Raw genomic sequence first — 24,436 nt, 5'->3', positions numbered from 1 at the left:
GAGACACCATGACCGCTCCCGGTCCACGCCACGTCTCGATCCTGGCCACCGGTTCCTTCCTGCCCGGCGACCCGATCGACAATGCCACCCTCGAGCGTCTGTGCGGCACCCTGCCCGCCGAGGTCCTGGACAACATCCAAGTGCGGCAACGCCATTGGATGATCGAACCCGACACCGGACGCCACACCACCGGCACCTCCGCCATGGCCACCACCGCCGCACGGCGCGCCCTGGCCCGCGCCGACATCGATCCGGCGGAGATCGATCTGCTGGTGGTGTCCTCCGCCAGCCCCGAGTACCAGCTACCCGCGGCGGTCACCTACGTGCAGGAACAGCTCGGGCTCGCGCACTGCGCCGCCATCGAATTCCGCGCCGCCTGTACGGGTTTCGTGCAGGGGCTGGATTACGCGCGCCGCATGCTCGCCGACGGCACCTACCGCACGGCCGTCGTGATCGGCGCGGAGGCGATCTCCCCGCTGCTGGTCCCGATGTACCTGGGCCTGGATCCCGACCTGGTGCGCATGCGCGATCGGCTGGTCATCAACTCCTTCGGCGACGGGGCCGGGGCCGTGGTGTTGCGCGCCGGCGAACCGGGCAGCGCGGATCCCGACGGCGAATTCCGGTTCGCCACCGCCTGTCTGGGCGGTGACCGCAAACCCGGCATGCAGATCCTCGGCGGCGGCACCCACGCGCCGGTGTTCGAGCAGGCGAAACGCACGCGCCTGGTGGAGATGAAGCTGGATGTCAACGGGACCGCCACCTTCGGGCCGCAGGTCTTCGTGGCGGGCATGAAGGACATGCTGGCCCGCACCGGCCTCACCGTCGCCGAGATCGACGCCTGCGTGCTGCCCGAGGGCAATGCCGACTACTTCACCGCCGAATTCGACGCCGCCGGAGTCTCTCCCGAGGATCAGGCGGTACTGGCCGAGAACATCGTGGAGAACCTCGCCACCGTCGGCGCGACCGGCTCGGCGGCCGTGCCGCTGGCCCTCGACGAGGGCTGGGTGAGCGGCCGCGTCCGGCCCGGGGACCGGGTGCTGCTGCTGGCCGTGGAGGCCAGCCGCTACCTGTACGCCGGGCTGTCACTGCGCTGGGAGGCCGCCGCGCCCACCGTTTCCGGGGAGGAGATCACCCATGTCGACGCCTGAACCGGGTACCCCGGAGGCCAACGCCCGCATCATCCGCCGCGTCTTCGACGAGTTCGTCAACCGCGGCGACTTCTCCGTGGTCGACGAGATCTACTCCCCCGCCATGGTCGACCATCAACCGCTGCCGGGTGCGCCTGACGGCTCCGAGGGCGTCAAATACACCATTGCCGTTCTGCGCCAGGGCTTTCCGGATCTGCACGTCACCATCGAGGCGCTGAGCGCACATGCCGACTACGTGGTCATCCACAACACCTGGCGCGGCACCTTCACCGGTGAATTCCTCGGCATGGACCCCACCGGCGAGGCCATCGAATTCCACGGCGTGGTGGTGTGGCGGCTGGCGAACGGCCTGATCGAGGAACGCTGGGGCATCGGCGTCGAATCCTCCATGCTGGAGGCGCTGGGCCTGGGCTGGCTCATGTCGGGCGCGCTGGCCCGCAAGGGCCGCCGCCGCGGCGGCGGCATGGATCTGGCCGAGCTGGCGGCGACCGCGGCCGCGCTGACCGGAACGGATCGGCCGTGACCGACGGGCCCCTGACCGTGCTCATCGCGGGCGGCGGCATCGGCGGACTGGCCGCCGCACTGGCGTTGCGGCAGCGCGGCATCCGGGTTCGCGTCTACGAGCGCGCCACCGAACTGCGCGACGGCGGTGCCGGACTCCACATCTGGACCAACGGCACCATCGCGCTGCAACGGCTCGGTGTGCTCGACGAGGTGCTCGAGACCGCCCCGATCCAGCGGATCACCCACTTCGGGACCTGGCGCGGAACGCTTTTCGGAGCCTGGCCGGTCGGCGAGTTCGTCGAGAAGTACGGCTGCCCGACCATCGCGGTCGAACGGTCGGTGCTGCATCGGATACTGACCGCGGCGGTCTCCGACTTCCCCGACGGCACCGAGATCCGCACGGGGGCAGGGGTGGTCGGGTTCACGCAGGACGAATCCGGGGTCACCGTCGAGCTGGAGGGTGGCGAGCAGATTCGCGGCGACGTCCTGATCGGCGCGGACGGCATCAACGGCACGATCCGCACCGGACTGCTGGGCCTGCGCCGACCCCGCTACACCGGATACATCGCCTGGCGCGGCAAAGCCGAACTGCGCCACGAACGGATCCCGCCCGGCACCTTCTACGCACTGTTCGGACCCGGCACCCGATTCACCTTCTACGATGTCGCCCCCGGCGTCGTGCACTGGATGAGCGTCGCCAACGGCGCGCCCGGCGGCCACGACGACGGCGATCCCAGAGAGCTACTGGCCCAACGCCATCGCGGCTGGATGCCGCCGGTCGCCGAGATTCTGGCCGCCACCCCGCGCGAGGCCATCATCCGCGGCGACGTGCTGGACCGGCCGCCGGACAGTCGCTGGGGATCGGGCCGGGTGACGCTGCTCGGCGATGCCGCCCACCCGATCACCTTCAATATCGGCCAGGGCGCCTGCCAGGCCCTCGAGGACGCCCTGGTGCTGGCCGAGGAGCTGGACGCCGCCGACCCGGCAACAGCGTTGCGCCGCTATGAGAAACAGCGCCGCGCCCGCACCGCCGGGCTCCAGAAGGTGGCGTGGCGCATCGGCCGCCTGGGCGCGCTGGAAAACCCGCTGCTCATCCGCCTGCGGGAACTCGGCATGCGCGCGGTGTGGCCGTGGCTCGTCTTCCGGATCGCCGAACGCGACCAGATCGCCTACGCCACCCGCTGGCGTGCACCCGAACCGACCGCACCAGTGCTGAAAGACGGTGTCTGACATGAAGCAATCGCAAACCGAGAGCGACTTCTTCGGCGACTTCGCCGAATCCTGGTGGGACGACGACTCCGCCATGAAGGGGCTCACCTCGTTCCAGCGCCCGCGCTTCGAGTACTTCGATCGATTCGTCGAGAACTGGTCCGGCAAGCGGGTTCTCGACGTCGGCTGCGGCGGCGGCTTCACCACCGAATACCTGGCCGGGCGCGGCGCGGTGGTGAGCGGCATGGATCCCTCCGACCGGTTGGTCGCCGCCGCCCGCGCGCACGCCGAGGCCACCGGCAGATCCATCGACTACACCGTCGGCCGCGCCGAGTCCCTGCCCTACCCCGACGCCACCTTCGATGTCGTCACCTGCGTGGACGTCCTCGAACACGTCGACGATCCCGCCCAGTCGGTGCGCGAGATCGCGCGGGTGCTCAAACCCGGCGGAATCTTCTGCTACGACACCATCAATCGCACACTGCTGGCCCGCATCGTCATGATCTGGATTCCCGAGTACCTCACCGGCATGGTGGCCCGCGGCACCCACCATCACCGCATGTTCATCAGGCCCGCCGAGCTGGCCCGCCACCTCGACGCGGCCGGTCTGACCCCGCTCGCCAAGCAGCGCGGGCTGACCATTCTCGGCAAGAAGCGCGACGGCGACCTGATCGTGTTCACCACCCCCGACCTGTCCTCGACCTATATCGGCGCGGCGGTGCGCTCGTGAAGGCGGTCTTCTACCGGCACTACGGCGACGCCTCGGTGCTCGAATACGGCGAACTGCCGGTGCCGAAGATGGCCCTGGACGGGGTGCTGCTCGACGTCAAGGCCGCCGCGGTCAATCCGATCGACTGGAAGGCACGCGAGGGCTATCTGGACCCCTTCGCCGACACCGTCTTCCCCATCGTCCCGGGCGCGGACGTCTCCGGGGTGGTGCGCGAGATCGGTATCGGCGTCACCGAATTCGCCCCGGGCGACGAGGTCGTCGGCTGCGTGCGCGAGGACTATCTGAGCCGCGGCAGCTTCGCCGAGGTGATGCCCGCCCCGGTGCGCGCGCTGGCGCTCAAGCCGCCGAACCTCGGCTGGGCCGAGGCCGCCGCCATGCCGCTGGCCGCCCTCACCTCCTATCAGGCGCTGGTCCGGGTGCTGGATGTGCGGCGCGGCGAGACGGTGCTGATCCACGGCGCGGCCGGTGGCGTCGGCAGCGTGGCGGTGCAACTGGCGGTGCACCTGGGCGCGCGGGTGATCGGCACGGCCGGGGAGCGCAACCACGAGTTCCTGCGGGAACTGGGCGCGGAACCGGTGAATTACACTGCGGGACTCGCAGATTCGGTGCGCGCCCTGGCCCCGGGCGGAGTCGATGTGCTGCTAGACGCGGTCGGCAAGCGCATTCAGCGCACGGTACTGCCGCTGCTGGGCCCGCACGGCCGCTTCGCCTCGGTGGTCGATCCCAAGGCCCGCGAGCTCGGTGGCGCGTACGTGTTCACCCGGCCCGACACCGGTGACCTGCCGGTGGTCGCGGCGCTGGCGGCCAAGGGCGTGTTCCGGGTGCCGGTGGGCGCGATCTTCCCTTTGCGCGATGCCGCGCAGGCGCATCTGCTCAGTCAGGGCGGGCACGCCCGCGGCAAGGTGGTGGTCGCCGTCGACGAGGTCGCCTGCGCGATGGACGGGGTTGCCGATGGGACCGACGGATTAGACCACGAAGAGGAAAACCCCTGCGATGAACTGTAATTCGATGCTTGCCGACCGCCGGATCCAGGCTCTGGTCCGGCAGCTGGCGTGGTCCCAGGCGCTGGCCCGGATCGCGATCGGGACCGGCATGCTCACCCGACCGGCGACCGTCTCGAAATCCTGGTCCGGCGAGTACGACGAGACCGCGTCCTCGCTGCCGACCCGCGCGTTCGGCACCCGCGACGTGGTGATCGGGCTCGGCACCGTGTGGTCGCTGCGGCGCGGGCATCCGGTGCGGCACTGGTTCGTGCTCGGCGTCGCGCTCGAACTCGTGGATGCCACGGTCACCCTGAATAAGCGCGGACGCCTGGGCATCACCGGGCCGCCCGACGCCTGGGAGCTGCTCACGGCGGCGGGGCTGGGCGGCGGAATTCTGGTTGCCGCCACTTTGCGGGAGTAGCGAACGATCCACTGCCCCATAACCGATCACAACGGTCACCGGGCGGAAACTGGCCATCGCCACAATCACATTCCGATAAAAGGCGTTGCCCCACAGGGTGGAACATAATCGTCACGACGGTGTGAAACGATGATCACCAACAACGTCGAGGCGCGGGTACGGCCGAAACCGTTTCTTGCCCTTGGTAATTCGCTAAGGATTTGCACATGGAAGTCTTATTTCAGTCAGCCATTGGTATTTCAATTCTGACGACCGCGGTCGTCTACGGCACCGATTTTTTCTGCGCCCTGGTGCTGCGCTCGGCCTTCGCCCGCCTCGACGACCGCGCCCTGGCCGCGGTCACCGGCCGCATCCACGAGGTCGCCGACAAGCGCATGCCCATCCCGGGCGCGGCCGGGGTGTTCGCCGCGGTCGTCGCCACCGGCATCGCGTTTCTCGACGGCCGCGCGGCCGCGGGCTTCCTCGCGGCGCTGGCGGTGGCGGCCCTGGCGGTCTGGCTCGGCATCTACGCGCGGATCAGTGCCCCGGTCAACAAGGAGCTCACCGCCGCGGTCATCGCCGATCGGGTCCCGGCCGACGTCCGGGAGATGCAGCGCACCTGGGACAGCGTCATCGTCGTGCGCGTCATTCTCCAGGGCATTGCGCTGGTCGCACTGTTTCTCGCGGCGCTATCCATGTAATGGGTAGCGCCGCACCGGCATTGGGGGGAAGTAAGGCGTCAGACATGATTCAGTTCAAGCTACTGGGCCCCGTGCAGCTGCACGTGCACGGCAAGCCCGTGGATCTCGGCCCGCCCCGCCAATGCAGCCTGCTGGCCGCGCTGCTGGTGGATTCGGGCCGCCCGCTGTCCATCGACACGCTCATCGACCGGGTCTGGGGCGATTCCCCGCCGGTCGCCGCCCGGGACGCGGTCTACACCTATGTCGCCCGGCTGCGCGGGCTGCTGACCGAGGCCACGGCCGGGATCGGCGGCCCGCCCGTGCAGGTGAATCGCGGCTCCGGCGGCTACATGCTCTCCACCCCACCGGATTCGGTCGATCTGTGGCACTTCATGGATCTGGTGGACCGTGCCCGCGCCACCGATATCGACGATCCCGATCGCGTCGAACAGCTGGCCGCGGGGCTGAACCTGTGGAACGGCAGCGCCATGACCGGGCTGGACAGCGAATGGGCGCGCCGCCTCAGCGATTCCCTGCACCGGCTCAAGCACGAGGTGACCGGCGACTGGGCCGACGCCGAGATCCGCCGCGGCAACCATTCCCTGGTGATCAACCGGCTGCAAACCGCGCTGCTGGAGGAGCCGCTGGTGGAAGGGTTGCAGGAGCGCCTGATTCGCGCCTACTTCCTCAATGGCGAGACCGCCCAGGCGCTGCGGCAGTACGAACTGGCCCGCCGGCTGGTCGCCGAGGAGCTCGGCGCGGATCCCAGCCCGGGCATGCGGGAGCTGCACGGTCAGATCCTGCGCGGCGACCCGCCCACGGTCACGCTGGGCGTCGCGCCCGACACGCTGCCGCTGGCCCCGCTCGGATTCAGCGGCCGCGACGCCGAATTGGCCACCCTCACCGGCATGCTCACCGATGAGCCGTCGCCGCGACCGGTGCTGGTGACCGGCGGTGCGGGCGTCGGCAAGACCGCGCTGGCGCTACAGGCCGCCGACTGCCTGCGCGACCGCTTCCCCGAGGGACTGCTCTACGCCGACCTGGCCGACGGGCCGAACACCACCCCGGAGACGGTGCTCGGTCGCATGCTGACGGCACTCGGCGTACCGGCGGACGCGATGCCCGCGACGCTGGCCGAGCGCGCCAACCTGTATCGCGCCCGGCTGGCGCGGCGGCGGGTGCTGGTCATCCTCGACAATGCCGTCACCGAATCCCAGATCATTCCGCTGTTGCCCGCGGGCGGCTCCAGTACCGCGCTCATCACCAGCCGATTCGCCCTGGGGCTCACCACCGTCCGGACCTTCGTGCTGCGCGAGCTGTCGCGCACCCAGGGTCTGCAGATGCTGGTGGCGACCGTCGGGCGGGCGCGGGTGCTGCCCGAATGGGAGGACGCCGGGTCGGTGGCCGAGCACTGCTCGGGCATTCCGCTGGCGCTGCGCGCGGTCGCCTGCCGCATGTCGGCGCGGCCGCACTGGACCTTCGCCCGCATACTGGCCCGGATCAGCGACGAGCAGCGCCGCCTGGAAGTGGTGTCGTATCAGGCGCTCGACATCCGGGCCAGCCTGGACCTGACCTTCGACCGGCTCGACAGCACCGCCGCCGAGGTGTTCCGCCAGCTGGGCCGAAGGACCGCGCCCGGAACCGAATTCACCGCGCCCGAACAGCCCGGCCTCAGCGCGGAAGAGGTGGAGGACGCCCTGGACCGGCTCGTCGACGCCTACCTGCTGTCAGAGGTCGGGCGGGACGAGGCCGACCGCGCGCTCTACCGAATGCTCGACATCCATCGCATCTACGCAAAGCACCTGGGAGACTGACCATGCCGCGTTCCGTGCAGCACACCACCCCGTATCCATATCCGGACACCCTGTTCCACACCGCCCTGGGCACCCGTGAGTACTGGGAGCGGCGGATTCACGAAATCGACGGCCCGGAAGCGGAATTGGCCGCGTTCGAGGTCACGCCGACCGGCACCCTGGTCGCGGTGAACACCGTCATCCCGGCCTCCTCGCTGCCGGGCCCGGCGGCCACCTTCCGGCCCAACGGGGTGCGCTACCGCTACAGCGAGACCTGGTCCGAACCGGTGGACGGGGTCGCGCGGGGGCGGATGGACGGGCAGGTGGAGGGCATGACCATCAAGCTCGGGGCCGATCTGCTGGTGCGCCGCACCGACGCGGGCTGCGAATTCGCCATGAACGGCACCATCGAGGCGCGAGTTCCCTTGATCGGCAGGCTGATCGAGGCCGATATGGGCAAGACCTTCACCAGCACCGCGGCCGCCATCGACGAGTTCACCATGAAGTGGCTGGAGAACGCCGCATGAAGCCTCCGGTTCTCATTACCGGCGCTTCGTCGGGACTCGGCCTCGAGACAGCGAACTGCCTTGCAGCCGAAGGTATTCCACTGATTCTCGGATGCCGCGACACGGAGCGGGCCGAGGCCGCGCGGACACTGATCCGCGAGCACGCGCCCGGGGCCGAGATCGAGCTGCTGGAGCTGGAACTGGCCTCGCTGGATTCGGTCGCGGCGGCCGTCGAGGCGCTGCACCGCCGGGAACAGCCCGGGCTCGGCGCGATCGTGTGCAATGCGGGGTTGCAGATCGTGGACCGGATGCGGACCTCGGCGGACGGGTTCGAACTCACCTTCGCCGTCAATCATCTCGGGCATTTCGCGCTCGTCACCGGATGCGCGGATCTGCTGGCGGCGGGCTCGCGGGTCGTGGTGGTGTCCAGCGATGTGCATCAGGGACCGCGCAAGTCCATGGGCTTCCCCGCGCCGCGCTGGCGTGCGCCCCGGGAACTGGCGACACCCGGCGAGGGGGCCGGGCGCGACGGCAGAATCGCCTATGCCACCAGCAAACTCGCCAATGTGTACTTCACACACGAGCTCGCGCGGCGCTGGGCCGGGCGTGGGATCACCGTCAACGCCTTCGATCCGGGGCTGATGCCGGAAACCGGATTGTCGCGCGGCTATCCCGCGCCCGTCCGCATCGGGTTCGGGCTGCTCGCGCCCGTGCTCATCCGAATCGTGCCCATTGCCCGTACCGTCGCCCGGTCGGCGGCCGATCTCGCGTGGCTGGCCACCGCACCCGAGCTCGCGGATACCACCGGCAAGTACTTCACCGGCAATGCCGAGGTCACCAGCTCTCCCGAGTCCTACGATCCGGACCGGGCCGCCGAGCTCTGGCGGGTCTCCGAAGAACTGGTCGGGGCCGCACGCGGCGTGCCCCCGGTCGAACGGCGGTGAGCGCGAATGCTATTGCTGATCGCCGAGTTCGCCCGGCGGCGGGCGCGGGCCGTGCTCATCCTGGCGGGACTGGCCGCCGTCGCCTGCTATGCCATCGGCTGGTCGGCCCCGATGCACTTGAAGTCCGGGGGTTTCCAGGCCCCCGATGCCGAATCCACCTGGGTGGACCGGTATCTCGAACAGAATTTTCCGGGGGCCGCGCCGAATGTGGTGCTGATCCTCACCGCGGCCGACGGAATCGACGCACCCGCCGCCACCGCCGTGGGGCAGCTCCTCACCGCGGAGCTCACCGGGAATCCGGATCTGCAAGGCGTGCAGTCGTATTGGAGTGTCGCACCCGAGGTGCGGCCCGCCCTGCTGAGCAAGGATCACCACAGCGCCGTCCTGGTGGCCTACGCGCGCGGTGACGATACCGCCGCGCCGAAGCTGGCCGGTGCGCTGGCCGACAGATACAACGGCAGCCGTGACGGCTTCTCGATCCGGGCGGGTGGTGAGGCGGTCGCGCTGGCGCAGATGAGCAAGCAGATCACCCTCGACCTGGTGCTCATCGAATCCATCGCCATTCCGCTGGCCGGTATCGCGCTGGTGCTGGTGTTCGGCAGCCTGGTCGCCTCCATACTCCCGCTGCTGGTGGGTGTGGTGACCATCGGCGCGGCACTGGCGGTGCTGCGGGTGCTGGCCGCGGTCAGCGACGTCTCGATCTTCGCGTTGAACATGACCACCGCGCTCGGGCTGGCCGTCGCACTGGACTCGAGCCTGTTCATGGTGAGCCGGTTCCGGGAGGAGCTGGCCGGAGGTGCCGACACCGCCGCGGCCGTGACCACCACCGTGCGCACGGCCGGGCGCACCGTGCTGTATTCCGGTCTGACCGTGGCGCTTGCGCTGGCCGCGCTGCTGGTCTTCCCGCTGTATTTCCTGCGCTCGTTCGCGTACGCGGGGCTGGCGGTGCTCGCTGCGGCGGTGTTCACGACGCTGCTCGTGCTCCCGGCGGCGTTGGCGCTCATGGGTTCCCGGGTCGAGGCACTGGATGTGCGCCGGTATCTGCGGCGTCGGCTGGGCCGTCCGGACCCGGTGCCCACGCCCGTCGAGCGGGATCGCTGGTATCGCTTCGCCACGGCCGTGATGCGTCGTCCGGTGGTCGCGATCGTCGCCGTGGTGGTGGCGCTGCTGCTGCTCGGATCACCGTTCCTGTCGGTGCATTTCGGCTGGGCCGACGATCGGGTGCTGGCTTCGGGATCGAGCCGGGAGGTCGGCGACGCCTCGCGCACCGAGTTTTCCGAGAACCTCACCGCGGGCATTCTCGCGGTGCTGCCCGACACCCACGGCGATACCGCGCGGGTGAGCGACTACGCACGCTCCCTGTCGCAGGTGCCGGGCGTCAGCTCGGTGCTGTCCAGCGGCGGCGTGTACGCCGGTGGATTGCCTTTGGCCGGAGCACAATCGGTGATGGCCGGGGATGCCGGCACGTATCTGCGCATCGGCACCCGCCTCGACCCGTATTCGACGGCGGCCACCGAACAGCTCGACCGGCTGCGCGCCGTTCCCGCACCCGGTCGGGTGCTGTTCGGCGGACCGGCCGCCCGCAACGCCGACTCGGTACACGCACTCGCGGCCCGGGTTCCATTGGCGCTGAAAATGATCGCGGTGTCGATGTTCCTGGTGCTGCTGGTGTTCACCCGCAGCGTGGTGCTGCCGATCAAGGCGCTGGTGCTGACGGTGCTCTCCCTGGCGGCCACCTTCGGCGCGATGGTGTGGATCTTCCAGGACGGGCACCTATCGGGCGCACTGGGATTCACCCCGACCGGCTATCTGGTCCCCACCATGCCGATCCTCATGTTCTGCCTGGCCTTCGGGGTCTCGATGGACTACGAGGTGTTCCTGCTCTCGCGCATCCGCGAGGAGTATCTCGCCTCGGGCGAGACCGGCCGCGCCGTCGCCGTCGGAATCGCCCGCACCGCACGGATATTCACCGCCGCCGCGGCCCTGCTGGCCATCGCCTTCGTGGGGATGGTCTTCGCCCACGTCTCCTTCGTCCAATTGTTCGGCCTCGGCCTCACCCTGGCCGTCCTGGTCGACGCGACCGTCATCCGGACCATTCTGGTCCCGGCGCTCATGCAGACCATGGGCCGCTTCAACTGGTGGGCTCCGGGCAGGGCAAAAACCCCCACACCGGAGCCGGTACCGCTGGAAGCCGGGTGATCAACCGCTACTACCGCCCGCCGTAGAATGGCGCGGATCCCCCGACGAATCCGAGGACCCATGCCCGGCGCCACGCCATCGACCGCACCGCAGATCGCCGACGCGATCGTGGCCGCCGCCGTGCAGTCGGCCCAGCGCGGGGCGCGCGGCAAGACGCCGCGCGGCGATGCGGCGGTCGCCAAACGGTCGGCCGGGAAACTGGCCGGTCGCGGCGCCCTCGCCCCCGAGGTGGCCGAGGGCGCCGCGCTGGCGGGCCGGAACGTCCTCGCCAGGGCCTTCGGGAACGGCTGGCTCCCGGCCGATATCCATCAGGCCGCCCGCCGCCGCGCCGACGACTTCGCACAGAGCTTCCTCACCGACGTAATGGCCTCCTACACGGCCACTTTCGACCCCGCCACCATCGACGAGACCTGGACCGGCCAACTCCGCGACCTCGACGCCGACGTCTGGTGGTCGGACTCGGCACCGCATCTCGCCCAATGGACGAACAAGCACATGCTGACCGGCGCGGAGGCCGTCACCACGGTCATCGAAGCCCTCGCCCTGCTCCTGCTGCTTCCGAAGCTGGAACTCATCAGGCCCCTGCCGGGCACCGCCCGTCCCCCCGGCACCGTCCACCACCACGTCGACGAAAAGGTCCTCGGCCGAGTCCGCGGCCTGCTCGCCAAGGCCGAATCGACCTCCTTCCCCGAAGAGGCCGAAACCCTCTCGGCCAAGGCCCAGGAACTCATGACCAAGTACGCCCTCGACCGCGTACTCCTCGACGCCACCACCCCCACCCCCGATCTACCGGGCGCTCAACGCATCTGGCTCGACACCCCCTACACCGACGCCAAGGCCCTGCTGGTCGACGTGGTGGCCAAGGCCAATCGCGCCCGCGCCATCTTCGCCTCCTCCTGGGGCTTCGTGACCATCGTCGGCGACGAGCCGGACCTGGAAGCCGTAGAACTCCTCACCACCTCACTACTCCTCCAGTCCACCCGAGCCATGATCGCCACCGGCAACCAGGACCTCCGCACCGACGACGCCCGCACCCGCCCCTTCCGCAAAGCCTTCCTCATCGCCTACGCCACCCGAATCGGCGAACGCCTCGAGGCAGCCACCGCCACCACCATCGCGAATTCCCCACACCCCGAACGCCTCCTCCCGGTCCTGGCCTCCCACCGACAAGCCGTCGACACCGCCCTCGAAGCCCTCTTCCCGCAATCCCGCACCCGAGGCGTCACCATCCGCAGCGCCGAAGGCTGGACCGCCGGCCGCGCCGCCGCCGACCACGCCCACCTCGACACCTGACCGAATTCGGCACGCGATTGTCGGCCGGTCGCCCTAGGTCGGCGACGTGGGCTCCATCATCCATACGTATCTCACAGCCACAATCGCGACTGCGATCACAGAAAACACCCACCCCGCCCACATCCACAGGCGTGGTCATCGAGTGGCACATCCCGGAGGACAATTCCGGACAAATCACCCAAATTTGTGCCGCTCGACGATCGGGACGCGCTAGTGGGATAGCAGCGGGGAGTGGGGGTGGCGACCAGCCCGGTATTCCGGGGTTGGGTTGGGCGGGGCCGCGGCGGTGCGGGCCGAAGTGGTGTGGGCGGGGGTGAATGCGCAGTAGCCGGCGTCGTCGGCGAGGCGGACGAATGGGGGTGGGGTGACCGGCAGGCGTAGGGCCGCGCTGTCGAGGTCGCGGGGGCGGGGGGAGCGGAGGCGGGCGGTGCGGCCGCTGGGTTCGGTGGGTGGGGTGGGGGGTTGGGGTGGGTAGTCCGGGACTCGGATGGGGTCGGGGACGGTGGTGTCGGTGAAGGTTAGGACCGTTTGGCGTTCGGCTCGGAAGAGGATGCCGCCGTGGGTCCAGTGGGCGGCGAGGATGCGGCCGGAGAGGGCTACGGACAGGACCGTGAAGCGGCCGCCGTAGGGTTCGGGGGCGGATTCGGAGACGGCGTGGAAGCCGCAGGTGCAGTTCGGGTCGGGGGCCGGGTGGGTGGCGCCGCGGCGGCACTGGGCGATGGCGTCGAGGGGGTAGGGGTCACCGCCGGTGGCGGGGACGAACAGGTCCTTGCCCTCGATGCGGTGGGCCACCTTGTGCGCCAGGATGACCCAGATTCCGTCGTCGGTGCGGCTCAGGCTGGGCTGGACCGGGTCCGGGACTTCGGGGCGGGACCCGGTCCCGGCTTCGAAAGATGCGATCAGTCCATAGCCTTCGCACATGTGCGTTTCCTCGCTCGGGGATATCGTGCCTCCGAGCGTACGCGCACACGCGTTCCACGCTACCGCAATTATCCTGCGGCACAGTCCGATTCAGGCCAGCTGTTCGATCTTGGCGGCCAGTTCCGCGCCGGTCATGGGCTCGCGGGCGATGACGGCGATGGTGTCGTCGCCGGCGATGGTGCCGACGATCTCGGGCAACGCGGCCCGGTCGAGCGCGCTGGCGAGGAAGTGCGCGGCCCCGGGTGGGGTGCGCAGCACCGCGATATTGCCGCTGGCGTCGGTGGAGACCAGCAGATCGCCCAGCAGTTTGGACAGCCGCTCGGTACCGCCGGTGACGCCGCGCACGGGCGAGCCGTCCTCGGGCACCACGTACACGCCCGCGCCGCCGTCGGCCGCGCGCAGCTTCACCGCGCCGAGTTCGTCGAGATCACGCGAGAGCGTCGCCTGGGTGGTCTCGATTCCCTCGGCCGAAAGCAGCACGGCCAGTTCGGATTGGCTGCGGACCTCGTGCTGCGACAGGATCGCGACGATCCGGGCCTGGCGCCCGGCGCGGGTGCGCGCGATGGCCGCCCCCGACTTGCCGGACACCGCGGCGGGTGAGCGACGTTCGCCGCTGCTCACCTCTCACCTCGCGCGAACTTCTCCAGCAGCCACACCAGCAGCGCCTTCTGCGCGTGCAGCCGGTTCTCGGCCTCGTCCCAGACCGCGCTGCGCGGGCCGTCGATGACCTCGTCGGTGATCTCCTCGCCGCGATGCGCCGGAAGGCAGTGCAGCACGGTCACATCCGCGGCCGCGCGGGCGAGCAGGTCGGCGTTCACCTGGAACGGGCGGAACGGTGCGACCCGATCGCGGCCGTCGTTCTCCTGGCCCATGGAGGTCCAGGCGTCGGTGACCAGCGCGTCCGCGCCCTCGGCCGCGGCCTGCGGATCGCTCGTGATCGCAATGGACGCACCGGTTTCCGCGGCCCGCTTCTGGGCGGCGTCGACGATCCAGCCGAACGGCTCGAAGCCCTCGGGGGCGGCGATGGTGACGTTCATGCCCGCGGTCACGCCGCCCAGCATGAGCGAGTGCGCCATATTGTTCGCGCCGTCGCCGAGGTAGACCAGATTGCGCCCGGTCAGATCGGATCCCTTGCGCTCCTTGAGCGTCTGCAGATCCGCCAGCACCTGGCAGGGATGGAACTCGTTGGACAGCGCGTTCACCACGGGAACCGTTGCCGCCCCGGCCATCTCGTCCAGGCGCGCCTGCTCGAAGGTGCGCCACACGATGGCGTCCACGTACCGCGAGAGCACCCGCCCGGTATCGGCCAGGGTCTCCTCGCGGCCCAGCTGGGTGTCGCGCCCGTCGACCACGACGGCGTGCCCACCGAGCTGCGCGATGCCCATCTCGAAGGAGAATCGCGTACGCGTGGAGTTCTTCTCGAACATCACCGCCACGCCGCGCGGCCCGTCGAGCGGCCGGCGCGCGAGCGGCACGGCCTTGAGTTCGGCCGCGATCGCCAGGATCTCGGCCTGCTCGGCGGGGGTGACGTCGTCGTCACGCAGGAAATGCCGGATGGTCACTTGGTCTCCTCGGGGGCCTGGGCGGCATCCAGGATGCCGGGCAGGTCGGACAGGAAATTCTCGGCTTGAGTCTCGGTGAGAACCAGCGGCGGCGCGAGCCGGAGCACATTGGGCTTGGGCGCGTTGAGCAGATAGCCCGCCTCCCGCGCAGCCGTCTCCACCTGACCGGACACATCGGCGGTCAGCTGGATGCCGAGCAGCAGGCCCGCGCCGCGCACGTGGTCGACGAGCGGGTGGTGCAGGTTCTCGATGCCGTCGGCGAGGATCTTGCCGACGGTCTCGACGTGGGCCAGCAGCCCCTCCTCGTCGATGGTGCGCAGCACCGCCAGAGCGGCTGCGGCACAGACTGGATTGCCGCCGAAGGTGGTGCCGTGCATGCCGGGCTGCAACAGCTCCGCCGCCGCGCCCTGGGCCAGCACCGCACCGATGGGTAGGCCGCCGCCCAGGCCCTTGGCCAGGGTGATGACATCGGGAACGATGCCCGCCGCCTGGTGCGCGTAGAACGCGCCGGTGCGGCCGATGCCGGTCTGCACCTCGTCCAGGATCAGCAGCGCGCCTTGCTCTTTGGTGATGGCGCGGGCCTTGGCCAGATAGTCGGCCGGGGGCACCACGACGCCGCTCTCACCCATGATGGGCTCGATGAACACCGCGGCGGTGTCCTTGTCGACGGCGGCGGCCAGCGCGAGCGCGTCGCCGTAGGGCACGTGCACTACGCCCGGCGGCATGGGCTCGAACGGGGCCCGCTTCGAGGGCTGACCGGTCAGAGCCAGTGCGCCCATGGTCCGCCCGTGGAACGCCTCCTCACAGGCGACGATCTTGGTGCGCCCCGTCAGCCGCGCCATCTTGAACGCGGCCTCATGGGCCTCGGTACCGGAATTGCAGAAGAACGCCTTGCCGTGCCCGTCGCCGAAGTGCGCGAGCAGCCGCTCGGCGAGCTCGATAACCGGTTCGGAGGCATACAGATTCGACACGTGGCCCAGCGTCCCCAGCTGCTGGGTGACCGCCGCCAGGATGGCCGGATGCGCGTGCCCGAGGCTGTTGACCGCGATGCCGCCCAGGAAGTCCAGGTAGCGCTTGCCGTCCGCGTCGTAGACCACCGCGCCCGCGCCGCGCACCAGCGCCACCTTGGGGGTGCCGTAGTTGTTCATCAGTGCGGTCTGCCACCGCTGCTGAATATCAGCTGTGCTCATGCTTCCACCTCGCTGGCGCTCGGCTCCAGCACGAGCACACTCGTGGCTGTGTTCATTCTCCGCTCGCTACGCTCGCTCATGAGATCTCCTGTGCTGGGGTGACCATCGTGCCGATGCCCTCCCCGGTGAACAGTTCCAGCAGGACCGAATGCGCGACCCGCCCGTCGATGACGTGCGCGGTCGGGACACCGCCCTCGACGGCACGCAGGCAGGCTTCCATCTTGGGCACCATGCCCTCGTCCAGCGAGGGCAGCAGCTTGGCCAGCTCGTCGGTGTCGATGCGGGTGGTCAGCGAGGACCGGTCGGGCCAATTCGTGTACAGGCCCTCGACATCGGTGAGGATGACCAGCTTCTCCGCGCCGATGCCCTGCGCCAGCGCGGCCGCCGCGGTGTCGGCATTGATGTTGTGCACCACGCCGTCCGCGTCCGGTGCGATGGTGGAGACGACCGGAATCCGGCCCGCCGCAATGAGATCCAGCACGGCCGACGGTTCCACGGAGGTGACGTCGCCGACCAGGCCGATATCGGTGGGTTCGCCGTCGACCTGCACCGTGCGGCGGGTGGCGGTGAACAGGTGCGCGTCCTCACCGGAGATGCCGACCGCGTAGGGCCCGTGAGCATTGATGAGCCCCACCAGTTCCCGGCCCACCTGCCCGAACAGCACCATGCGCACCACATCCATGACCTCGGGCGTGGTGACCCGGAAGCCGCCGCGGAACTCACCGGTCATGCCCAGCTTCTTCAGCATGGCGCTGATCTGCGGCCCGCCGCCGTGCACCACCACCGGGTGCACGCCGACCGTGCGCAGGAACGCCATGTCCGCCGCGAACGCCCGCTTGAGCTCGTCGTCGATCATGGCGTTGCCGCCGTACTTCACCACCACGATCTTGTCGCGAAACTTCTGCAGCCACGGCAGCGCGTCGGCGAGGACGTGCGCCTTGTCGAGGGCCGAAAGCCGCTGCGCCACCTCGTTCATGAGCTGTAGGCCGAATTCTCTTCGACGTACCCGTGCGAGAGGTCGGTGGTACGCACGGTGGCCTCACCGTCGCCCAGATTCAGCTCGACGAGGACATTGATATCGGCCCCCGACAGATCCACCTCGCGCGCGCCCGGCGCACCGGCACCGTCGATGCACACCGGAGATCCGTTGAACGACACCGAGACCCGGTTGGGATCCAGCTCGATGGGCGCGATGCCGATCGAGGCCAGCACCCGGCCCCAGTTCGGATCCGACCCGAAGAACGCGGTCTTGACCAGGCTGTCGCGCGCCAGCGCCCGTGCCCCGATGAGCGCTTCCTCCTCGCTCACAGCGCCTTTCACGGTGATGTGCACGCGCTTGGTGACGCCCTCGGCGTCGGACATGAGCTGCTCGGCCAGATCGTCGCAGACCGCGAGCACGGCCGCATTCAGATCCGCCTGGCTCGGGGTGAGCCCGGACGCGCCATTGGCCAGCAGCAGCACGGTGTCATTGGTGGAGCAGGAGCCGTCCACGTCGAGCCGGTCGAAGGTGTACTTCGTGGCATTGCGCAGCGACGCGTCCAGCTGCTCCGGCGTGGCGACCACATCGCTGGTCAGCACCACCAGCATGGTGGCCAGCGACGGCGCGAGCATGCCCGCGCCCTTGGCCATGCCGCCCACGTTCCACTTGTCCCTGTGGTGGAAGGCAGCCTCTTTCGGCACGGTGTCGGTGGTCATGATGGCCCGCGCCGCCTCCGCGCCGCCCGAGAGCCCGCCACCCATCTCGTGCACGATCTCGGTGACGGCCGGGATCAGCTTGCCCATCGGCAGCCGGTCGCCGATCAAACCGGTGGAGCAGACCGCGATCTCGCCCGCACCGGTCTCGGTTCCCCAGTTGCTCAACGCCTTCGCCAGTTCCTCGGCGGTGGCGTGGGTGTCCTGGAACCCGCCCGGACCCGTACACGCGTTCGCGCCACCGGAATTCAGGATGACCGCGCGCAGCCGCCCGCCGGTCAGCACCTGCTGCGACCACAGCACCGGCGCGGCCTTGACCTTGTTGCGGGTGAACACGCCCGCGGCCGCGTACTCCGGCCCCTCGTTGAACACCAGCGCCAGGTCCGGCTTGCCGGACTTCTTGATGCCCGCGGCGATACCCGCGGCCCGGAAACCCAACGGTGCGGTGACGCCCTGGGTCCGCACCAGCTTGCCGTTGTCGATTGTCACGGTGCCACTCCTACGGTGGAAAGTCCTGCGGTCTCGTCGATTCCGAGCGCCAAATTCATGGATTGCACCGCGGCGCCCGCGGTGCCCTTGGTCAGGTTGTCGATCGCGCCGATCACCACCAACAGCCCGGCGTCGGTGTCCACGGTGACCTGGAGGGTGACGGCATTGGAGCCCAGCACCGAACCGGTCTGCGGGAGTACGCCTTCGGGCAGCAGGTGCACGAAAGGCTCATCGGCGTACGCCTTCTCGTAGACGGCGCGAGCGGTCTCCGCGTCCACGGTGGTCGGCGCGGTGCAGGTCGCCAGGATGCCACGCGGCAGTGGGGCCAGCACCGGGGTGAACGAAACACTCACGTCCGCACCCGATCCCGCGGCCTTGAGATTCTGCGCGATCTCCGGGGTGTGCCGGTGCGCGCCCGCGATGCCATACGCCCGCAGCGAGCCCATCACCTCCGAGCCCAGCAGCCCGACATCGAGCTTGCGTCCGGCGCCCGAAGTGCCGCTCACCGCAACCACATTCACCCGCGGCTCGATGATCCCGGCCGCGATGGCCGGGGCCAGCGCCAGGCTGGAAACGGTCGGATAGCAACCGGGCACCGCGATCCGGGTCGCCCCGCGCAGCCGCTCGCGCCCGCCGGGCAGCTCCGGCAACCCGTAGGGCCAGCTGCCCGCGTGCGCGGTGCCGTAATACTTCTCCCACGCGCTCGCGTCGGTGAGCCGGAAATCGGCCCCGCAGTCGATGATGATCGTGGACTCCGGCAATGTCTTGGCGATCGCGGCGGACTGCCCGTGCGGCAGGCCCAGGAACACCACGTCGTGGCCCGCGAGCTCCTCGACGGTGGTGGGCCCGAGCACCCGGTCGGCCAGCGGCAGCAGATGCGGCTGCAGCTCACCCAGGGTGGTGCCGGCATTGGACCCCGCCGTCAGCGCCCCGATCTCGAGGCGCCCGCTTCGGTAGGCTGGGTGCCCGAGTAGCAGGCGCAGGACTTCACCGCCCGCGTACCCGCTCGCACCAGCTACCGCGACCCGCAGGGGCCCGTTCGAGACATCCGCCATGTGATGATTATGCACGACCGTGCAAGCTCATTCACAACGGGTCGAGAATCTGACAGCGAGCGCCGATTACGGCACACTCGACAGCGCCATGTACGACGACGCCACCCAACCGCTGCCGGTCGTCGGTCCCGAAGCGGGCCGCCGCCGCCGGACACCGGAGAAGCCCACCCCGACTCCCCGCCGGTCGCGCCGCGCCGAGCCCCCCTCCAACGGTCGGCGGGCGGGCAGGCGGCGGGCCGAGGAGAAGCCCGGGCGCACCCCCGCCAGGCGTGAACGGGACAGGCGCCTACGCCTGGCCGGACGCGGCATCACGGCGCTGGTGGCCACCGCTGTGATGGGCATTACAGGCATCGTCTGGTACGGCCGCATGGATTTCGACGCGGGCTTCGTGCGTTCCGGCGCCATTTCCCCGGAGGACGTGAACCTCGACGGCGATATCAATATGCTGCTCATCGGCCTGGACACCCGAAAAGACCTGAACGGCAACGACCTACCCAAGGAGATCCTCGACCAGCTGCACGCCGGTGACGGCAGCGAGGGCGGCTACAACGCCAATTCGCTCATCCTGGTGCACATTCCGAAGGATCTGAAACACATCGTCGCGTTCTCCATCCCGCGCGACGACTACGTGCCGGTACAGGGCATTCCGGGCTACGACCACGCCAAGATCAAGGAGTCCTACGGCCTCAAGAAGTACACGGTCGAGGAGAAGCTCAAGGCCAAGGGCATGGCCGAAGGCCCCGAGCTCGAGCGCCAGGGCCGGGAAGCGGGCCGCGCCAGCATCGTTCAGACCGTGAAGGCGCTCACCGGCGTGCCGATCAATCGGTTCGCGGAGATCTCCCTGGCCGGTTTCTACGATCTGGCGACCGCGCTGGGCGGGGTCGACGTGTGCCTCAATCACGCCGTGGATGACAGCTACTACTCCGGCGCGGTCTTCCCCGCCGGACCGCAGCATCTCGACGGCTCCGACGCGCTCGCCTTCGTGCGCCAGCGCCACGGCCTCGAGAACGGCGACCTCGACCGCACCCACCGGCAGCAGGCATTCCTCACCTCGGTCGCCAATTCCCTGAAGAGCTCGGGCACGCTGGCCAATCCGGTGCGGCTCAAGGCGCTGATGGATGTGGCGCACAAGGACGTGGTGCTCTCCGACGGCTGGAGCCTCAGCGATTTCGCCACCACGCTGGGCCGCGCGGAATCCCCGACGGTGGAGTTCCGCACGCTGCCGGTGCTGCGCTACGACAATATCGACGGCCAGGACGTCAACATCATCGATCCGGTGGCCATCAAGAAGACGGTGCGCGAGGCGTTCGGGGTGTCCACCCCGGTCGCGCCCGCCGCCCCGGCCACCACGCCGACCTCCACACTGGACGTGGCCAATGCCAGCGGCACCCCCGGGCAGGCCGCCAAGGTGTCGAAGTTGCTGACCGGCAAGGGATTTCCGGCCGGTGATGTGAGCAATGCCACCTATGCGGACGGCACCACCTCCACGATCTACTACGGGACGGGCGCGGACACCGACGCCAAACAGCTCTCGGAGATGTTCGGCGGCATCCCGGTGAGCCCGTCGAGTTCGGTGTCGGCCGGGCACGTGAAACTGGTGGTGGGAGCCGATCTCGACATTCCGGCGTCCCTCGATCCGGCCGCGACCACCACCAGCCCGACCACGAGCGCCGGCGGCAGCTCACCGACCAGCGCCGCCGCCGCGGACGGAACCACCTCGGACGCCCCGGATTCCGGCAAGCCCGTGACGACTACGATCGGCTCGAAGATCCCCTGCGTGAACTGACCCGTCGAGTTACGGAGCCGCACCATGACGAAGACCGAGCTGTTCCGGAGTCTGCACCGCGGTGAACGACCGCTGATGCTGCCCAACGCCTGGGATTTCGGGTCGGCGGCCATGCTGGCCGAGGCCGGATTCCCGGCGATCGGCACCACCAGCCTCGGGGTGGCCGCGGCGGCGGGACTGCCCGACGGGACGGCGTCCACCCGGGCCGAAACCCTCTCGCTGGCAACCCGGCTCGGGCGGCTGTCGATTCCGGTCAGCGTCGATATCGAGGGCGGATTCAGCACCGATCCGGACGAGGTGGCCGAGTTCTGCGCCGAACTCGCGGCGGCGGGCATCGCGGGAATCAACCTGGAGGACAGCCGATCCAATACGGAGCTGGCCGATCCGCAGGCGCACGGCGCGCTGATCGCGGCCGTGAAGGCCCGCGTGCCGGAGCTTTTCGTGAACGCGCGCACCGACACCTATTGGATGGGCGCCGACCAGGAGTCCACCCTCGATCGCGTGCTGCACTACGAGAAGTGCGGCGCCGACGGTATTTTCGTGCCCGGCGTCACCGATCCCGAGCGCATCCGCGAACTCACGACGGCCTTGACCGCGCCGCTGAACATCCTGTTCTCCCCCACCGGGGCGACCGTGGCCGAACTCGCCGACCTCGGTGTGCGCCGGGTCAGCACCGGCTCGCTGCTGTACCGCGCGGCGCTGGCGGCGGCGGTGCACACCGCGGAATCGGTCACCCACGGACATGCCCTGGTCGGTGAAATCCCCAGCTACACAACGATCCAGCGACTACTGGCACCATAGGGCGTCAACTCACTGGACACCGCGTATAGTCACCCGCGACAGGACCGTACACCGAGGGAGCCCCCATGCCCGTCACCGATTCCACCCGGCTCACCCTCGCGGGTCGCTTCAACTACTTCTCCAGCACCCACCTGGGCCCGGTCACCCGCTTCTACGGCCGGGTCCACCGCCGCCTCTACGACCGCTTCCAGGGCACCCGCTTCGCCACCCTCTTCGGCGATCCCGTCCTCGAACTCACCGTGCCCGGCCGCAGATCCGGTGTGCCCCGCCCGGTCATGCTCATGCAGATCCGGTCCGGTGATGCCCTGCTCATCTGCGGCTCCAACGGCGGCAACCCCGGCACCCCGAACTGGTGGAAGAACCTCGTCGCCGCGCCCGATCGGGCCACGGTCCGCATCGGCCGCGAAACCTTCCCCGTCACAGTCCGTTTCATCACCGACGAGGCCGAGTACGAAACCCTCTGGAGCACCCTCACCGCCGGTTACTCGCACTTCGACACCTACCGGGCGCTGAGCTCCCGCCACTTCCCCATGGCCGCCCTCACCCGCGTGCGGGGCTGATCATCCGGTCCGGGAGACAACGAAGGGAAAGGATGTCGAATCCTTTCCCTCTCCAACGTATATCGCACGCCGGGGCTTGCGGCAAGACCCCGGCAATGCTGCAGAATCGCTGACCGTAGCCAGGACCCACGGAAACGGAGCAGTGCGAGTGCGTATTTCGGATACCGATGTGATCATCGTGGGTGCGGGCCCGACGGGCCTGATGCTGGCCGCCGAACTCCGGCTGGCCTGGGTGCGGCCGGTGGTGCTGGAGCGGTCGCCGCAGCTGCGGACGGTGCCCAAGGCCAATGGGCTCGGTGGGCAGATCCTGCAATTACTGGATTATCGGGGACTGTCGGGGCGGCTGGCGGAGATCGGCACGGACGCCGGGCCGATAGCGGCGCTGCCGTTCGGCGACATGCACGTGGACTTCACCCCGCTCGCGGATTCGCCGCTGCGTGCGATGCACCTGCCGCAGCCGAAACTCGAACAGCTCCTTGATGATCGGGCGAACGAGCTGGGCGCACAGGTGTGGCGCGGGCACGAGGTGACCGGGATCGAGCAGGACGACACCGGGGTCACCGTGGACGTGCGCGGACCGGACGGCGAATACCGGTTGGGCGCGAGCTACGTGGTAGCCTGCGACGGCGCGCGCAGCCGCGTCCGCGCCGTGGCCGGAATCGATTTTCCCGGCATCACCTACCCGGAGGTCAACCGGCTGGGCCAGGTCAGCGTGCCCGATTCGGTGACCGTGCTGGACGACGGGGCCATCGAGGTCGCCTGCGCGAGATCGCCGAGCAGTGGTCCGATCGCGTGGACATCCGCACCGCCACCACCGCCGACCGCCCCGCCGACGCCCTGCTCATCCGCCCCGACGCCCACATCGCCTGGGCCGCAACGGTCGGCGAGGATCCGGACACGTCGGCACCGGCGCTGCGGGACGCCCTCACCACCTGGTTCGGCGCGCCCGTGCCGATCCCGGCGAATACGGTCAGCGACTGACGGTTTCGGATCCGGTCAGCGACTGACCGGATCTGCCATCCGACTGATCCGCCCGGCCCGAGCCCTCGGCCCGAGCCCGTTTCCGGCGTTCAATTCCGGCTGTCACGAAACAGCTTGGAAGGAACGGGAAATGACCGAGTACGTAACCCTCGAGCACGGACGGATCGCCTGCGATGTGATCGGCGACGGCCCGCTGGTGGTGCTGTCGCACGGCATGGGCACGCACCGGCGGGACTTCCGGAATCTGGCCGGTCCGCTGGCCGCCGCCGGATACCGCGTGGTCAATGCCGATATGCGCGGCCACGGCGAGTCCAGCCTGGACTGGCCGTCGGTGACCGGCAAGGCCGCCATCAGCCGTACCGATGTGGCCCTCGATCTGCTCGGTGTCATCCGGCATTTCGGGGGTCCGGCGGTGATCGTCGGGCACTCGCTGTCGGGTGGATCCGCGACGATCGCGGCGGCCGAGGCCCCGGAACTGGTGTCGGCGATCGTCGAGATCAATCCGTTCACGCTCACCCAGAGCGTCGATCTCGGCGCGCTGTGGTCGGATCGACGGCACCGCATCGGCATGTGGCAGCTCGTCGGCACCCAGTTGTTCGGTTCGCCCCGGCTGTGGTTCGCCTACCTGGAGGGCGTGGCCTACCCGACCGAGCCCATCGATCACGACGACTACCTCACCGGACTCCGACACCTGCTGCGCGAGCCCGGACGCTGGGCGGAATTCATGAAAACCGGCAGAACCACCCCCGCCGACGCAGAGGCCCGACTGGCCGAAGTCCGTTGTCCCGCACTGGTGATCATGGGTGCCGAGGATCCCGACTACCCGCACCCCGAAGCCGAGGGCCGCGCGATCGTCTCCGCCCTACCGCCCGGCCTCGGCCAACTCACCGTGGTCGACCGCGGCGGCCACTACCCCCACGCCCAGTTCCCCGAACGCACGGCCGCGCTGATCATCCCGTTCCTGAACCGGCACACCACCCCCAATGTGGCTGGATCGATCAGCAACTGAC

The 24,436-nt window shown here is 69.4% G+C and carries 24 protein-coding genes and 1 pseudogene; 18 read left to right on the top strand and 7 right to left on the bottom strand.

Translation table 11 applies throughout. From position 1 onward, the window contains the following. The first annotated feature begins 8 nt into the window (after positions 1–8). The 12 genes from NS2_RS13905 (at position 9) to NS2_RS13850 (ending at position 12,389) form a co-directional block, all read left to right on the top strand. Positions 9–1,148, top strand: a complete 1,140-nt coding sequence (locus NS2_RS13905) for a 3-oxoacyl-ACP synthase III family protein (protein WP_045437541.1) — start codon at positions 9–11, stop codon at positions 1,146–1,148. Further along, positions 1,135–1,671 (top strand): ester cyclase, encoded by a 537-nt coding sequence (locus NS2_RS13900; RefSeq protein ID WP_081985904.1) that lies wholly within the window; start codon positions 1,135–1,137, stop codon positions 1,669–1,671. Before NS2_RS13905 ends, NS2_RS13900 begins: the two co-directional genes overlap by 14 nt. Further along, the gene (locus NS2_RS13895) at positions 1,668–2,882 is read left to right on the top strand and encodes an FAD-dependent oxidoreductase (protein WP_033087847.1); all 1,215 of its coding nucleotides are present in this window, start codon (positions 1,668–1,670) and stop codon (positions 2,880–2,882) included. The genes NS2_RS13900 and NS2_RS13895 overlap by 4 nt, the downstream gene beginning before the upstream one ends. A gap of 1 nt (position 2,883) precedes the next feature. After that, on the top strand, positions 2,884–3,591 hold the full coding sequence (gene ubiG / locus NS2_RS13890) for a bifunctional 2-polyprenyl-6-hydroxyphenol methylase/3-demethylubiquinol 3-O-methyltransferase UbiG (RefSeq protein ID WP_052086392.1): 708 nt from the start codon (positions 2,884–2,886) through the stop codon (positions 3,589–3,591). After that, positions 3,588–4,595: an NADP-dependent oxidoreductase gene (locus NS2_RS13885; protein ID WP_147207179.1), complete on the top strand. Its 1,008-nt coding sequence runs from the start codon at positions 3,588–3,590 to the stop codon at positions 4,593–4,595. The genes ubiG and NS2_RS13885 overlap by 4 nt, the downstream gene beginning before the upstream one ends. Then, positions 4,585–4,995 carry a hypothetical protein gene (locus NS2_RS13880; protein WP_147207178.1) on the top strand — a complete coding sequence of 137 codons (411 nt, stop codon included), beginning with the start codon at positions 4,585–4,587 and terminating at the stop codon, positions 4,993–4,995. Before NS2_RS13885 ends, NS2_RS13880 begins: the two co-directional genes overlap by 11 nt. A gap of 206 nt (positions 4,996–5,201) precedes the next feature. Further along, positions 5,202–5,675, top strand: coding sequence for a DUF1772 domain-containing protein (locus NS2_RS13875; RefSeq protein ID WP_033087849.1), 474 nt, complete (start codon positions 5,202–5,204; stop codon positions 5,673–5,675). A gap of 44 nt (positions 5,676–5,719) precedes the next feature. Continuing rightward, positions 5,720–7,468 (top strand): AfsR/SARP family transcriptional regulator, encoded by a 1,749-nt coding sequence (locus tag NS2_RS13870; RefSeq protein WP_052086394.1) that lies wholly within the window; start codon positions 5,720–5,722, stop codon positions 7,466–7,468. A 2-nt stretch (positions 7,469–7,470) separates the two neighbouring features. Continuing rightward, the gene (locus tag NS2_RS13865; RefSeq protein WP_033087850.1) at positions 7,471–7,974 is read left to right on the top strand and encodes a DUF2505 domain-containing protein; all 504 of its coding nucleotides are present in this window, start codon (positions 7,471–7,473) and stop codon (positions 7,972–7,974) included. Next, on the top strand, positions 7,971–8,897 hold the full coding sequence (locus NS2_RS13860) for an SDR family NAD(P)-dependent oxidoreductase (RefSeq protein WP_033087851.1): 927 nt from the start codon (positions 7,971–7,973) through the stop codon (positions 8,895–8,897). The genes NS2_RS13865 and NS2_RS13860 overlap by 4 nt, the downstream gene beginning before the upstream one ends. A 6-nt stretch (positions 8,898–8,903) precedes the next feature. After that, the gene (locus tag NS2_RS13855; RefSeq protein ID WP_045437547.1) at positions 8,904–11,096 is read left to right on the top strand and encodes an MMPL family transporter; all 2,193 of its coding nucleotides are present in this window, start codon (positions 8,904–8,906) and stop codon (positions 11,094–11,096) included. 60 nt (positions 11,097–11,156) lie between these two features. Continuing rightward, positions 11,157–12,389 (top strand): DUF2786 domain-containing protein, encoded by a 1,233-nt coding sequence (locus NS2_RS13850; protein ID WP_052086396.1) that lies wholly within the window; start codon positions 11,157–11,159, stop codon positions 12,387–12,389. Between the two features lie 210 nt (positions 12,390–12,599). On the opposite strand, the gene NS2_RS13845 is transcribed toward NS2_RS13850, so the two are convergent. The 7 genes from NS2_RS13845 to argC form a co-directional block, all read right to left on the bottom strand. After that, positions 12,600–13,310, bottom strand: a complete 711-nt coding sequence (locus NS2_RS13845; protein ID WP_033087852.1) for a hypothetical protein — start codon at positions 13,308–13,310, stop codon at positions 12,600–12,602. Positions 13,311–13,400: 90 nt separating this feature from the next. Next, a complete protein-coding gene (locus tag NS2_RS13840) occupies positions 13,401–13,898 on the bottom strand; it encodes an arginine repressor (protein ID WP_033087881.1) in 498 nt (165 codons plus the stop codon). Positions 13,899–13,927: 29 nt separating this feature from the next. Beyond that, on the bottom strand, positions 13,928–14,872 hold the full coding sequence (gene argF, locus NS2_RS13835) for an ornithine carbamoyltransferase (RefSeq protein WP_033087853.1): 945 nt from the start codon (positions 14,870–14,872) through the stop codon (positions 13,928–13,930). Beyond that, positions 14,869–16,062 carry an acetylornithine transaminase gene (locus NS2_RS13830; RefSeq protein WP_033087854.1) on the bottom strand — a complete coding sequence of 398 codons (1,194 nt, stop codon included), beginning with the start codon at positions 16,060–16,062 and terminating at the stop codon, positions 14,869–14,871. The genes argF and NS2_RS13830 overlap by 4 nt, the downstream gene beginning before the upstream one ends. Positions 16,063–16,138: 76 nt before the next feature. Then, positions 16,139–17,038: an acetylglutamate kinase gene (argB, locus tag NS2_RS13825; RefSeq protein WP_033087855.1), complete on the bottom strand. Its 900-nt coding sequence runs from the start codon at positions 17,036–17,038 to the stop codon at positions 16,139–16,141. After that, complete coding sequence (argJ, locus tag NS2_RS13820) at positions 17,035–18,243, bottom strand: bifunctional glutamate N-acetyltransferase/amino-acid acetyltransferase ArgJ (protein WP_033087856.1); 1,209 nt, start codon at positions 18,241–18,243, stop codon at positions 17,035–17,037. Before argJ ends, argB begins: the two co-directional genes overlap by 4 nt. Next, positions 18,240–19,298: an N-acetyl-gamma-glutamyl-phosphate reductase gene (gene argC, locus NS2_RS13815; RefSeq protein ID WP_071343991.1), complete on the bottom strand. Its 1,059-nt coding sequence runs from the start codon at positions 19,296–19,298 to the stop codon at positions 18,240–18,242. Before argC ends, argJ begins: the two co-directional genes overlap by 4 nt. A gap of 88 nt (positions 19,299–19,386) precedes the next feature. Between argC and NS2_RS13810 the strand changes: the two genes are divergently transcribed. From NS2_RS13810 to NS2_RS38425, 6 genes and pseudogenes are all read left to right on the top strand, one after another. Beyond that, on the top strand, positions 19,387–21,084 hold the full coding sequence (locus NS2_RS13810) for an LCP family protein (RefSeq protein WP_052486663.1): 1,698 nt from the start codon (positions 19,387–19,389) through the stop codon (positions 21,082–21,084). 24 nt (positions 21,085–21,108) lie between these two features. Further along, positions 21,109–21,885, top strand: a complete 777-nt coding sequence (locus NS2_RS13805) for an isocitrate lyase/PEP mutase family protein (protein ID WP_033087858.1) — start codon at positions 21,109–21,111, stop codon at positions 21,883–21,885. Between the two features lie 65 nt (positions 21,886–21,950). Further along, positions 21,951–22,445, top strand: coding sequence for a nitroreductase/quinone reductase family protein (locus NS2_RS13800; protein ID WP_052086400.1), 495 nt, complete (start codon positions 21,951–21,953; stop codon positions 22,443–22,445). A gap of 142 nt (positions 22,446–22,587) precedes the next feature. After that, a pseudogene (locus tag NS2_RS38435) lies at positions 22,588–23,118 on the top strand (FAD-dependent monooxygenase); the annotation flags it as partial. 119 nt (positions 23,119–23,237) lie between these two features. Then, positions 23,238–23,426, top strand: a complete 189-nt coding sequence (locus NS2_RS38430; protein WP_353526532.1) for an aromatic-ring hydroxylase C-terminal domain-containing protein — start codon at positions 23,238–23,240, stop codon at positions 23,424–23,426. A 130-nt stretch (positions 23,427–23,556) separates the two neighbouring features. Next, on the top strand, positions 23,557–24,435 hold the full coding sequence (locus tag NS2_RS38425; RefSeq protein ID WP_045437568.1) for an alpha/beta fold hydrolase: 879 nt from the start codon (positions 23,557–23,559) through the stop codon (positions 24,433–24,435). The last annotated feature ends 1 nt before the right edge of the window (position 24,436 follow it).

Origin of the sequence: Nocardia seriolae NBRC 15557, from assembly GCF_007990715.1 — a bacterium.
GTDB lineage: Bacteria > Actinomycetota > Actinomycetes > Mycobacteriales > Mycobacteriaceae > Nocardia > Nocardia seriolae.
The sequence above is the reverse complement of the archived record's forward strand: the minus strand, read 5'-3'. Positions and strand labels throughout refer to the sequence as shown.